Annotated in this window: 11 protein-coding genes and 2 pseudogenes; 8 read left to right on the top strand and 5 right to left on the bottom strand. The window is 70.0% G+C overall.

The features are described from left to right. Positions 1-308, bottom strand: a pseudogene (locus tag ACFWY6_RS10915) (peptidase); the annotation flags it as partial. 176 nt (positions 309-484) lie between these two features. Beyond that, the gene (locus tag ACFWY6_RS10910) at positions 485-862 is read right to left on the bottom strand and encodes a winged helix-turn-helix transcriptional regulator (protein WP_384687882.1); all 378 of its coding nucleotides are present in this window, start codon (positions 860-862) and stop codon (positions 485-487) included. A 68-nt stretch (positions 863-930) separates the two neighbouring features. Between ACFWY6_RS10910 and ACFWY6_RS10905 the strand changes: the two are divergent. Further along, positions 931-1,502 (top strand): annotated as a pseudogene (locus tag ACFWY6_RS10905) (NADPH-dependent F420 reductase). A 16-nt stretch (positions 1,503-1,518) separates the two neighbouring features. Here the strand turns inward: ACFWY6_RS10905 and ACFWY6_RS10900 are convergent. Both ACFWY6_RS10900 and ACFWY6_RS10895 read right to left on the bottom strand, forming a co-directional pair. Continuing rightward, positions 1,519-2,205, bottom strand: coding sequence for a glycerophosphodiester phosphodiesterase (locus ACFWY6_RS10900; RefSeq protein WP_384687874.1), 687 nt, complete (start codon positions 2,203-2,205; stop codon positions 1,519-1,521). A gap of 33 nt (positions 2,206-2,238) precedes the next feature. Then, entirely contained in the window at positions 2,239-3,297 is a 1,059-nt protein-coding gene (locus ACFWY6_RS10895; RefSeq protein ID WP_384687873.1) for an adenosine deaminase, read from the bottom strand. Between the two features lie 144 nt (positions 3,298-3,441). Here ACFWY6_RS10895 and ACFWY6_RS10890 point away from each other — a divergent pair, with 144 nt between their 5' ends. Next, positions 3,442-4,227 (top strand): DUF4190 domain-containing protein, encoded by a 786-nt coding sequence (locus tag ACFWY6_RS10890; protein ID WP_384687872.1) that lies wholly within the window; start codon positions 3,442-3,444, stop codon positions 4,225-4,227. Between the two features lie 10 nt (positions 4,228-4,237). Here ACFWY6_RS10890 and ACFWY6_RS10885 read toward each other — a convergent pair whose 3' ends face one another. Beyond that, positions 4,238-4,795 carry an NADAR family protein gene (locus ACFWY6_RS10885; protein WP_384687871.1) on the bottom strand — a complete coding sequence of 186 codons (558 nt, stop codon included), beginning with the start codon at positions 4,793-4,795 and terminating at the stop codon, positions 4,238-4,240. A 207-nt stretch (positions 4,796-5,002) separates the two neighbouring features. Here ACFWY6_RS10885 and ACFWY6_RS10880 point away from each other — a divergent pair, with 207 nt between their 5' ends. From ACFWY6_RS10880 to ACFWY6_RS10855, 6 genes are all read left to right on the top strand, one after another. Beyond that, entirely contained in the window at positions 5,003-6,505 is a 1,503-nt protein-coding gene (locus ACFWY6_RS10880) for a gamma-aminobutyraldehyde dehydrogenase (RefSeq protein ID WP_384687870.1), read from the top strand. Between the two features lie 55 nt (positions 6,506-6,560). After that, the gene (locus ACFWY6_RS10875; RefSeq protein ID WP_384687869.1) at positions 6,561-7,805 is read left to right on the top strand and encodes a PotD/PotF family extracellular solute-binding protein; all 1,245 of its coding nucleotides are present in this window, start codon (positions 6,561-6,563) and stop codon (positions 7,803-7,805) included. A gap of 110 nt (positions 7,806-7,915) precedes the next feature. Further along, positions 7,916-9,076, top strand: coding sequence for an ABC transporter ATP-binding protein (locus ACFWY6_RS10870; protein ID WP_361822750.1), 1,161 nt, complete (start codon positions 7,916-7,918; stop codon positions 9,074-9,076). Beyond that, entirely contained in the window at positions 9,073-10,002 is a 930-nt protein-coding gene (locus tag ACFWY6_RS10865) for an ABC transporter permease (protein WP_384687868.1), read from the top strand. Before ACFWY6_RS10870 ends, ACFWY6_RS10865 begins: the two co-directional genes overlap by 4 nt. Continuing rightward, positions 10,002-10,805 carry an ABC transporter permease gene (locus ACFWY6_RS10860; RefSeq protein ID WP_266871170.1) on the top strand — a complete coding sequence of 268 codons (804 nt, stop codon included), beginning with the start codon at positions 10,002-10,004 and terminating at the stop codon, positions 10,803-10,805. The genes ACFWY6_RS10865 and ACFWY6_RS10860 overlap by 1 nt, the downstream gene beginning before the upstream one ends. Before the next feature lie 26 nt (positions 10,806-10,831). Beyond that, positions 10,832-12,250 (top strand): NAD(P)/FAD-dependent oxidoreductase, encoded by a 1,419-nt coding sequence (locus tag ACFWY6_RS10855; protein WP_384687867.1) that lies wholly within the window; start codon positions 10,832-10,834, stop codon positions 12,248-12,250. The last annotated feature ends 123 nt before the right edge of the window (positions 12,251-12,373 follow it).

The following is a 12,373-nucleotide window of genomic DNA, read 5'->3' as shown; positions in this document are numbered from 1 at the left end:
GTCGTGGACCCGGCGCGGAAGCGGCCGTGCGGGTCGGCCCTCCGCTCCGTGACCAGGTCGTGCACGCCGGAACTTCCGCGCCAGGTCCGGTCGGTGCCGCCGACGCGGACGAGCGCGGAGGTCGCGTCGGCGTTCGGCAGCCCCTTGATCGCGTCGCACAGCGCCTTGTCGCCGGGGGAGGTGCACGGGGAAGACGGCGCCGTACGCGAGGGCGCAGCCGGGGCGTGTGCGAGGGCGGGGGCGGTCGCGGCGCCGGTGAGGCCGAGGATCAGGGCGGCGGCGAGTGCGGTACGGGCAGGGAGCTGCACAGTATGACTCCAGGGTGGGCTGCGGTGTGGTGGATCCCATCCTGGTGACCGCCCGAGCGGGGTGGATCCTCACTGGGGAGGGTGCGGGCCCGGTGCACCCCGAGGGGTCAACGCCCGCACAGATCAGTGATGTTGGCGGGGTGTCCCCTAAGGGGAGGCGCTGCGGAGCGTATCGGCTACGCGGACCCGCCCGAGGCCCGGTCGGCCCGTTCCTGCGCCGCCATCACCTCGTCGCCGTGGTCGAAGGCCCATGCGCCGAAGGCCTCGACGGGGGCGAGCAACGTGTCGCCCAGGGCGGTGAGTTCGTACTCGACGCGGGGCGGGGACTCCGCGTACGACGTGCGGGAGACCAGGCCGTTGTACTCCAGGCGGCGCAGGGTCTCCGTGAGGATCTTGGGGCTGCTGCCGCCGATGTGCGCGCGCAGGTCGCCGGGGCGGCGCGGGCCGTGCCGCAGGGCCCACAGGACCACGGCGTTCCAGGTGTTGGAGAGCAGATCGAAGGCGAGCCGGGCGCGGCAGTCGGCGAGCAGATCGTCGTTCGTCCCGTACCGAATGGTGCCTGAGGGGCTTCCTACTGTCCTCCTGTGCCCCGGAGTTCGGGGCTTCAGGAGAGGGGATCGGCGTGCGGATAGGCATCATCGGTACGGGCAACATGGCGGACGCGCTCGGTGCTCAGTGGGTTCGGGCGGGGACGCGGTGCTGCTCGCCGTGCCCTACGAGGTTGGGGCCGGAATCGCCGCGGGGCTGCAAGAGGAGCTGCGCGGGCGGGTGTTGATCGATTGCTCCAATGCGGTGGGCCCGGGGTCCGTCCTGCTCACCGAGGGTGGTCCGGGGGCCGCCCTGCGGCTTGCCGACGCGGCGCCAGGGGCCCATGTCGTCAAGGCGTTCAACCTCTGCCATGAGGGCGTGTGGCGGATGGAGCCGCCGGTCTTCGACGGCAGGGCGCTCGCGGTCCCGGTGTGCGGGGACGACCAGGGGGCGCTGGATGTCGTACGGGAACTGGTGAAGGACATCGGCTGTGAGCCCTTCGCCGCCGGTGGCCTCGACCGGGCAGGGCTTGTGGAGGCGACGGCCGCGCTCCGTCATCGGGCAGGGGGTACCCCCTGCTCATCAAGAGCTTGGGGGAGGGTGGGCGAGGGCGTGGACGCGCAGGCGATCGCGCCGCCGCTCGCGTACGCCACGGGCGGGCGGTGACGCGGACCCTTCGCCGTCAGGCGTTCGCCGCGAGGACCCCGTGGAGCACGTCGACGCGGTTCGTGGTGATCGAGTCGACGCCGATGTCGACCAGGCGGCGCATCGAGCGCTTCGTGTCCGGGGTCCAGGCCGAGACGAGGAATCCCTCGCGCTGCACCTCGACGGTCAGGTCGCGGTCGAGCAGCGTGAAGCGGTAGTTGAGCCAGCGCGGCTTGATCGCGTCGAGCACGGCGCGGCGGGGTGGGGCGAGGCTCGTCCAGGTCAGGGCGATCTCGGCGGCGGGATCGGCGGCGCGCACCGCGAGCATCGTCTGCGCGCCCGCGCAGTAGTACGCGCGCTCCGCCGCCCCGCAGTCGGCGATGGTGCCGATGACCGTGCGTACGGACTCGGGCGTCGCGCCCGGCAGATCCACCATCAGCCGGTGTCCTTCGGTCGCCTCGATGGCCTCTTCGAGGGTGGGTACGCCGTACCCGGTGAGGCCGCGCACCTCGTCGACGGAGAGCGCGGACAGCGGGCGCTCGTGGTCCCAAAGGCGCTTGAGCGTCGCGTCGTGCAGCAGGACGGGGACGCCGTCACGGCTGACGCGGACGTCGATCTCCACCGCGTCCGCGCCCCGTTCGAGCGCGGAGCGCAGGGACGGGAGGGTGTTCTCGCGGACGCGGTAGGGATCGCCTCGGTGGGCCACGGCTGTCACGGTGCGCATGAGCCCATTGTGGTGCCGCCCCGTGGTTCCGTCCTACGGAGCGAGCCAGGTGTCCGTGTACGTGTCGATCTCCGCGGCGATCCTCGCCTTGCCCGCCGGGTCGAGGAACGACGCCTCGACGGCGTTCTTGGCCAGGGCCGCGATGCCCCGTTCGTCGAGGCCGAGGAGGCGGGCGGCGACCGCGTACTCGCTGTTCAGGTCGGTGCCGAACATGGGCGGGTCGTCGGAGTTGATGGTGACCGGGACGCCGGCCGCGACGAACTCCTTGATGGGGTGCTCGTCGAGGGTGGCGACGGCGCGGGTCGCGATGTTCGACGTCGGGCAGACCTCGAGCGGAATGCGCTGCTCGGCGAGGTGCGCGAGCAGCTTCGGGTCCTGGGCGGCGCTCGTGCCGTGGCCGATGCGCTCGGCGCCGAGGTCGGTCAGGGCGTCCCAGATCGTCTGCGGACCCGTCGTCTCACCGGCGTGCGGCACGGAGTGCAGGCCGGCCGCGATCGCGCGGTCGAAGTACGGCTTGAACTGCGGTCTCGGTACGCCGATCTCGGGGCCGCCGAGCCCGAACGAGACCAGGCCGTCCGGGCGCAGCTTGTCCGTGGTCGCGAGCCGCAGCGTCTCCTCGGCGGACTCCAGGCCCGCCTCGCCGGGGATGTCGAAGCACCAGCGCAGTACGACGCCGAGCTCGTCCTGTGCCGCCTTGCGGGCGTCCTCGATGGCGTCCATGAAGGCGCGGTCGTCGATGCCGCGGCGCACGGAGCTGAAGGGGGTGATGGTCAGCTCGGCGTAGCGGATGTTCTGCCGGGCCATGTCGCGGGCGACTTCGTACGTGAGCAGGCGGACGTCGTCCGGGGTGCGGACCAGGTCCACGACCGAGAGGTAGACCTGGATGAAGTGCGCGAAGTCCGTGAACGTGAAGTAGTCCGCGAGGGCCTCCACGTCCGTCGGCACCTTGGAGTCGGGGTGGCGGGCGGAGAGCGCGGAGACGATACGGGGGGACGCCGAGCCGACGTGGTGCACATGCAGTTCCGCCTTGGGCAGGCCGGCGATGAAGGCATGTGGGTCGTGATGCTGCTCTGCGGTGCGGTGGTCGGTCACGGTTTCCTCCCCAGGAACGGGCTTGATCGGCTGATCGGTGGGTCGCGGAACATCGTAGGCGGCGGGATCCCGGTGGCGGGCGGGCGGCTGCCGGGCGGCGCCGGGGCCGTAGCATGACGGAACGTATGAAAGAGGTGACTCGCCATGTCCAAGGCCGAGGGGCCGGCGCCGGACGCCGGCGCTGAGCCTGAGCGGGATCCGTGGGCACCGCCGCCGGAGGATGCGCCGCCGGGTGACGTGCCGTCGGGGGCGGTGGGGTCACCGGGAGCTCCGGGAGCGCCCGTTCCGTTGGCGAAGCGGGATCCGTGGGCGCCGCCCGAGGAGGTGCCGCCGGGTGCGGGGCGGGCTTCGGGGTGGTCGGCTCCCTCCGTGCACGATCAGTCGACGATTGCCGCGTCGGGTCCCTTCGCGCCGCCTCCGCCGCCGGGTGCCGGGGCGGGTGAGCCGGTGCCGCCGCCTCCGATCGGGCCCGAGGGGCCGGGGCAGGTGCCGTACGGGTACCCGGGGGGTCCGGGGCACCCGGGGTACCCGAGTCCGCAGGGATATCCCGGCTACCCCGGGTATCCGGGCTACCAGGGGCAGGGCCCGTCCGGGTACGGCTGGCCCGCCATGCCGATGGCTCCCGCCAACGGGATGGGTGTGACCTCGCTCGTCCTGGGGATCATCGCGGCCGCCGTCTTCTGTCTGTGGCCCCTGGCGATCGTCCTCGGCGTCCTCGCGATCATCTTCGGGGCGATCGGGCGCGGCAGGGCGCGGCGCGGCGAGGCGACGAATCCCGGGCAGGCGCTGGCGGGGATCATCTGCGGGATCGCCGGGGTCGTGCTGGGCGTGGGGCTCCTGGTGGCGCTGATCGTCATCCCGGACGACGCGTTCGAGGACGGGGCTTCGGGGGACGGCGGCCACGCGGTGACTGCGGGCGTCGGCCCCTGAGCCCGAACGCCTAGCGGAGCCGGTCCCTGGCCGCCATCAAGGCGAACCCCAGCAGATTCGGCCCCCGCCACTTCTCCGGATCCTCGATCCGGGGGTCGTCGGCCGCGAGGCCCACGCCCCAGATGCGGTCCAGGGGGCTCGCCTCCACGAGGACCCGCGAACCCGTACCCACGAGGAACCCGCGGAGCTCGGCCGTCGACGAGAACTTGTGGACGCTGCCCTCGACCACGATCCCGAAGCGCTCCCGCTCCCATATCGCCTCGTCGAAGCCCCGCACCAGGCGCCCCGCCTTCTTGGCCTCGGCGGGCGTCCGCGAGGCGAGGACCGCGCGCTCCGCCTCCGCGTCCTCGAACAGCCGGGCCTTGGCCGCCATCATCCAGTGCTCGGCCGTCCCGTACTCCACCCCGTCCACGGTGAACGGCGCGAGCCACCACTGGCTCAGGCAGCTGGAGCCGAGCGTGCCGTCCCTGCGCGGGGTGTGCCCCCAGAAATGGAGGTACTTCACCCGGCATCCGTCGCCCTTCCGCAACGCCGCGACCAGCGCCTCCACCGAGTCGATCTTCGTCATGCATGCGAGTCTGGCACGCACCACTGACACTCCGTCCTGGGTTTTTCAGGAGGACTCGACACCTGGTCGACAGATTCCGTCGCGTAACCAAAAGGAAACAACGGAATCACTTGTTGGAGTATCAGTGCTCTGTCAGGATCGGCACTCAAATCGATCTGGAGCTACGCCGACCCCTGCGGGACGGGGGCGACGGCGGAGGAGAGCGTCATGCACAACTTCCAGGCGCAGGACCATTTCGCGGAAGGCGCGCAGTACATCGCCGGACGGCTGACCGAGGGCACGTCGGGGAGAACCCAGGCGGTCGTCGACCCGGCCACGGGCGACACGGTCCACACATACGAACTCGCGGGCGAGAAGGACGTCGACGCCGCGGTCGCCGCAGCCGCGCACGCCTTCCCCGAGTGGGCGGGCGCCACGCCCGGCGAGCGCTCCGACGCCCTGCACCGCTTCGCCGCCGTCCTGGCCGACCGCGCCGAGGAGTTCGCCCAGGCCGAGTCGCTCCAGTGCGGCAAGCCGATCAAGCTGAGCCGGGAGTTCGACGTCCCCGGGACCGTCGACAACGCCGCGTTCTTCGCGGGAGCCGCCCGCCATCTGCAGGGCCAGTCGGCCGGCGAGTACTCCGGTGACCACACCTCGTACGTCCGCCGTGAGCCCATCGGTGTCGTCGGCTCCATCGCGCCCTGGAACTACCCCCTCCAGATGGCCGCCTGGAAGGTCCTTCCGGCCATCGCGGCCGGCAACACCATCGTCCTCAAGCCCGCCGAGCTGACCCCCTTCACCTCGCTCCTCTTCGCCCAGGCCGCCACCGAGGCGGGCATCCCCGACGGTGTCGTCAACATCGTCAGCGGAGCCGGGCGGGACGCCGGAGAGCGGCTCGTCGGCCACCCCGACGTCGCCATGACCTCCTTCACCGGGTCCACCGGCGTCGGCAAGCGCGTCGCCGAGATCGCCACCGCCACGGTGAAGCGGCTGCACCTGGAACTCGGCGGCAAGGCGCCCTTCGTCGTCTTCGACGACGCCGATCTGGAGGCCGCCGTGCACGGCGCGGTCGCCGGCGCGCTCATCAACACCGGGCAGGACTGCACGGCCGCCACGCGCGCGTACGTACAGCGACCCTTGTACGACGCCTTCGTAGAGGGCGTCGCCGAGCTCATGGAGAGCGTGCGGCTCGGCGACCCGTTCGACCCGAGCACCGACCTCGGGCCGCTCATCTCGCACGTCCACCGCGACCGCGTCGCCGGTTTCGTCGACCGGGCCCGCTCCTACGCGCGCGTGGTCACCGGTGGCGAGCCGCTCGCCCACCCCGGCGCCTTCTACAAGCCCACCCTCATCGCCGACGCGGCGCAGGACAGCGAGATCGTGCAGTCCGAGATCTTCGGGCCCGTCCTCGTGGTGCTGCCCTTCGACTCCGACGAGGAAGGGATCAGGCTCGCGAACGACACGCCGTACGGCCTCGCCGCCTCCGCCTGGAGCCGCGACGTCTTCCGTGCGAACCGCGCGACCCGCGAGATCAAGGCGGGCTGCGTCTGGGTCAACGACCACATCCCGATCCTCAGCGAGATGCCGCACGGCGGATACAAGGCATCGGGCTACGGAAAGGACATGTCCGCCTACTCCTTCGAGGAGTACACGCAGGTCAAGCACGTCATGTTCGACAACACTGCGGTGGTCCGCAAGGACTGGCACCGCACGATCTTCGGGGACCGATAGTCGACAGGCCGCCCGACCAGCGGCCCCACACCCTCCCGAAAGGGCAACCAAGCGCATGGAGCAGTACGAGCCCGAACGCCTGTCCCCGGCCCAGTTGGCCGCCATGCAGCGCAGCCTCAAGAACGGCAGGGCAGCCCTCACCCGCCGCTCCCTGCTGCGCGCCGGCACCGGCGGTGCGTTCGCCATCGGCGGGCTCGGGGCACTCAGCGCCTGCGGGATCCCGGCAGCGAGCAAGGGCCAGGGCGATGTCTCGTCCGAGGACCACTCGGCCAAGGAGAAGCAGATCACCTTCTCCAACTGGACCGAATACATGGACGTCGACGACGACGAGAACCGCCCCACCCTGGACGCGTTCACCAAGCGGACCGGCATCAAGGTCAAGTACACCGAGGACATCAACGACAACGTCGAGTTCTTCGGGAAGATCAAGCCGCAGCTCGCGGCGGGCCAGGACACCGGACGCGACCTCATCTGCGTCACGGACTGGCTCGCGGCCCGGCTCATCCGCTTCGGGTGGGTCCAGAAACTGGACCCGGCCAACCTGCCCCACGCGTACGCCAATCTGGCGTCCCAGTTCCGCAACCCGGACTGGGACCCGGGGCGCGCGTACTCGTACCCCTGGACCGGCATCTCCACGGTCATCGCGTACAACAAGAAGGCGACCGACGGCGAAGAGATCACCTCGGTGTCGCAGCTCCTGGACAACCCCAAGCTCAAGGGCCGCGTCGGCTTCCTCTCCGAGATGCGCGACTCCGTCGGCATGACGCTCATCGACATGGGCAAGGACCCGGGGAAGTTCACCGACGACGACTTCGACGCGGCGATCGCCCGCCTCCAGAAGGCCGTCGACAAGAAGCAGATCCGCCGCTTCACGGGCAACGACTACACCTCGGACCTGGACAAGGGCGACCTCGCCGCGTGTCTGGCCTGGGCCGGTGACATCGTCCAGCTCAAGGCCGACAACCCGGACATCGACTTCCACATCCCGGACGCCGGCTACATCACGTCCACGGACAACCTCCTCGTCCCGAACAAGGCGCGCCACAAGCGCAACGCGGAACGGCTCATCGACTACTACTACGAGCCCGAGCCCGCCGCCCGCCTCGCCGCGTACATCAACTACGTCTGCCCCGTCGACGGCGTACGCCCCGAGCTCGCGAAGCTCGACAAGGACGCGGCGAACAACACGCTGATCCTCCCGGACAAGGAGATGGCGGCGAAGTCCCGCGGCTTCCGCTCGCTCACGCCGAAGGAAGAGACGGCGTACGAGGAGAAGTTCGCCAAGCTGACGGGGGCGTAGGCGCCTTCGCATTGCCGGTTTGCGTGTGCGGCTCCTTCGTGGCTGGTCGCGCAGTTCCCCGCGCCCCTGACGGGGCACTCCTGACCCCCTCTACTTCTCCTGGACACACCATGACCTCTGCTCAAGAACACGGCGGCGACGTCCGCCTCACCGGGATCAGCAAGACGTACGGCTCCTTCACCGCCGTACAGCCGCTGGACCTGACCGTGCCGCAGGGCTCCTTCTTCGCGCTGCTCGGCGCATCCGGCTGTGGCAAGACCACGACGCTCCGCATGATCGCGGGACTCGAGGAGCCCACATCGGGCACCGTCCACCTCGGCGACCAGGACGTCACGGCACTGCCGCCCTACAAGCGGCCCGTCAACACCGTCTTCCAGTCGTACGCGCTCTTCCCGCACCTCGACATCTTCGAGAACGTCGCCTTCGGCCTGCGCCGCCGCGGCATCAAGTCCGTGAAGAAGCAGGTCGGCGAGATGCTCGACCTGGTCCAGCTCGGCGAGCAGGCCCGCAAGAAGCCGCACCAGCTCTCCGGCGGCCAGCAGCAGCGCGTCGCCGTCGCCCGCGCCCTGATCAACCACCCCAAGGTGCTGCTCCTCGACGAGCCGCTCGGCGCGCTCGACCTGAAGCTCCGCCGCCAGATGCAGCTCGAACTCAAGCGCATCCAGACCGAGGTGGGCATCACCTTCGTGCACGTCACGCACGACCAGGAGGAGGCCATGACGATGGCCGACCAGGTCGCGGTGATGAACGCGGGCCGCGTCGAACAGCTGGGCGCCCCCGCCGACCTCTACGAGAACCCGGGCACCACCTTCGTCGCCAACTTCCTCGGCACGTCCAACTTCATAGAGGCCGAGATCGCCGGACGCAGCGGCGACGACCTCACCCTGAAGGCGGGCGACGGCAAGCTCACGCTGCCGGCCGCGCGATGTTCGGCTTCCACGGCCACGGGCGGCAAGGTCCTGCTCGGCGTACGCCCGGAGAAGATCTCCCTCACGCACGCCGACGCGGCGGGGGAGATCCCCGAGGGGCGCAACCGCATCACGGGACGCATCGCCGACAGCAGCTTCATCGGCGTCTCCACGCAGTACGTCGTCGACAGCCCGCTCTGCGACTCCTTCGAGGTGTACGCGCAGAACATCGAGCGCGACACCCGCCTCGTGCCCGGCACGGAGGTCGTCCTGCACTGGAACCCGGCGCACACCTTCGGCCTGGACGCCGCGCAGGACGTCGAGGCGGGCGTCGAGAAGGTCGAGGAGGACGCCTCCGCATGACGACCACCCTCACCGAAGCGCCCCCGGAGAAAGAGCCCGAGGCGGCGCCCCGCAAGAGCCGCAAACGCGGCCGCCTCGTCCCCTACTGGCTGCTGCTCCCCGGCATCCTCTGGCTCGTCGTCTTCTTCGCGCTGCCGCTGGTCTACCAGGCATCGACCTCGGTCCAGACCGGCTCCCTCGAAGACGGCTTCAAGGTCACCTGGCACTTCGCCACCTACTGGGACGCCCTGAACGACTACTGGCCGCAGTTCCTGCGCTCGGTGATGTACGCGGGCGCCGCCACGATCCTGTGTCTGCTGCTCGGCTATCCGCTCGCGTATCTGATCGCGTTCCGCGCGGGCCGCTGGCGCAACCTCATCCTCGTACTCGTCATCGCGCCGTTCTTCACCAGCTTCCTCATCCGTACGCTGGCCTGGAAGACGATCCTCGCGGACGGCGGGCCCGTGGTGGGCGCCCTCAACTCGCTGCACGTCCTGGACGTCACCAGCTGGCTGGGCGTCACGGAGGGCGACCGGGTCCTTGCCACACCCCTCGCGGTGATCTGCGGACTCACGTACAACTTCCTGCCGTTCATGATCCTGCCGCTCTATACGTCCCTCGAACGCATCGACGGGCGCCTGCACGAGGCGGCGGGCGATCTCTACGCCAAGCCGTCCACCACCTTCCGCAAGGTGACGTTCCCGCTGTCCATGCCGGGTGTCGTCTCCGGAACGCTGCTCACCTTCATTCCTGCGGCCGGCGACTACGTCAACGCCGATCTGCTCGGCTCCACCGACACCCGCATGGTCGGAAACGTCATCCAGACGCAGTTCCTGCGCATTCTGGATTACCCGACGGCCGCGGCTCTCTCCTTCATCCTCATGGCGGCGATCCTGGTCTTGGTCACCGTCTACATCCGTAAGTCCGGGACGGAGGATCTCGTCTGATGGCTGCCTTCTTCCGCTGGCTCCGCGGCAAATTCGTCGTCATCGCGGGTCTGCTCACGCTCGCGTATCTGCTGCTCCCGAACGTCGTCGTGACGGTGTTCTCCTTCAACAATCCGACCGGGCGCTTCAATTACTCCTGGCAGGAGTTCTCGCTCGACGCCTGGAAGGACCCGTGCGGTGTCGCCGACATGTGCGGCTCGCTCTCGCTGAGCCTGCAGATCGCCACCTGGGCGACGATCGGCGCGACGCTGCTCGGCACGATGATCGCCTTCGCCCTGGTCCGCTACCGCTTCCGGGCGCGCGGCGCGGTGAACTCGCTGATCTTCCTGCCGATGGCGATGCCCGAGGTCGTCATGGCCGCCTCGCTGCTCACGCTCTTCCTCAACATGGGCGCGCAGCTGGGCTTCTGGACGGTCCTGATCGCCCACATCATGTTCTGCCTCAGCTTCGTGGTGACCGCCGTCAAGGCGCGCGTCATGTCGATGGACCCGCGCCTGGAACAGGCCGCGCAGGACCTTTACGCGGGTCCCGTGCAGACGTTTCTGAGGGTGACGCTCCCGATCGCCGCGCCAGGCATCGCGGCCGGCGCACTGCTCGCCTTCGCGCTCTCCTTCGACGACTTCATCATCACGAACTTCAACGCGGGCTCCACCGTGACCTTCCCCATGTTCGTCTGGGGATCGGCGCAGCGGGGCACGCCCGTTCAGATCAATGTGATCGGTACGGCGATGTTCCTCGTCGCCGTGCTTCTGGTGCTCGCCGGAATGCTGCTCGGCAAGCGTCGCAACAGAACCGCCAAGTAAGTGAATTCCTGAAGGAGTTGGAAATCATGGCCCCAAGCGCCATGACCCGTTGGACCAAGTCTCTCTCCGACGCCCAGCCGGTGTCCTACTGGCTGGACGACCCGGGCAAGCCGCACGCCGAGCCCGCCCTCACCGCCGACGAACAGTGCGACCTGCTCGTCGTCGGCGGTGGCTACAGCGGACTGTGGACCGCGCTCATCGCCAAGGAGCGCGACCCGCACCGCGAGGTGGTCCTCGTCGAAGGCCGCGAGGCGGGCTGGGCCGCCTCCGGCCGCAACGGCGGCTTCTGCGCCGCCTCTCTCACGCACGGCATCTCCAACGGCCTGTCCCGCTGGCCCGGCGAGATCGCGAAGCTGGAGGAGCTCGGCGCCCGCAACCTCGACGAGATCGAGGCGGCCGTCAAGCGCTACTCCATCGACTGCGACTTCGAACGCACCGGTGAGATCGACGTGGCGACGCAGCCGCACCAGCTCGCCGAACTGCACGAGATGTACGGCGAGATGGCGGAGCACGGCCTCGCGGACGGGTCCGAACTCCTGGACGCGGACGCGGTGCGCGAGCACGTCGACTCACCCACCTTCCTCGGCGGCCTCTGGGACCGCGATGGCGTCGCGATGCTGCACCCGGCGAAGCTGGCCTGGGGCCTCAAGCGGGCCTGCCTGGAGAAGGGCGTACGCATCTACGAGCACACGCCCGCGCTCCAACTCGCCTCGTCCGGCGCCGGGATGGCGGTCCGCACCCCCTACGGCCGGGTCCGCGCCCGGCAGGTCGCGCTCGCCACGAACATCTTCCCGTCCCTGGTCAAGCGCCTGCGGCCGTACACGGTCCCGGTCTACGACTACGCGCTGATGACCGAACCGCTGAGCGAGGAGCAGCTGGCGGCCATCGGCTGGAAGAACCGCCAGGGCCTGGGCGACAGCGCCAACCAGTTCCACTACTTCCGGCTCTCCGCCGACAACCGCATCCTGTGGGGCGGCTACGACGCGATCTACCCCTTCGGCGGCAAGCTGCGCGCCGAGCACGACGACCGCCCCGAGACGTACGCGAAGCTGGCGGGCCACTTCTTCACCTGCTTCCCGCAGCTGGAGGGCCTGCGCTTCACGCACGCGTGGGGCGGCGCGATCGACACCTGCTCGCGCTTCTCGGCGTTCTTCGGCACGGCCCACGCGGGACGCGTCGCATACGCGGCGGGCTACACGGGGCTCGGTGTCGGGGCCACCCGCTTCGGTGCCGACGTCATGCTGGACCTGCTCTCGGGCGAGCGCACGGAACGCACCTCGCTGGAGATGGTCCGCACGAAGCCGCTGCCGTTCCCGCCCGAACCGTTCGCCTGGACGGGCGTCGCGCTGACCAAGTGGTCCCTGGCGCGGGCCGACGAGAACGGCGGCAGGCGCAACCTGTGGCTGAAGACGATGGACAAGCTGGGCCTCGGCTTCGACAGCTGAGGCGCCCACGGGGCGGGTGCGGCCGGCCCGGGGGCGCCCCGGGCGCGCCCCCCCCCCCCCCCCAAACCCCAAGTATGGGGACCCCCCCCGCATCCCGGGAGGTGTAAAACAAACCCCGCCCCC

It is taken from the genome of Streptomyces sp. NPDC059037 (genome assembly GCF_042740015.1).
In the GTDB taxonomy this organism is placed as follows: domain Bacteria; phylum Actinomycetota; class Actinomycetes; order Streptomycetales; family Streptomycetaceae; genus Streptomyces.
This window is presented reverse-complemented; position numbering and strand designations above follow the sequence as displayed.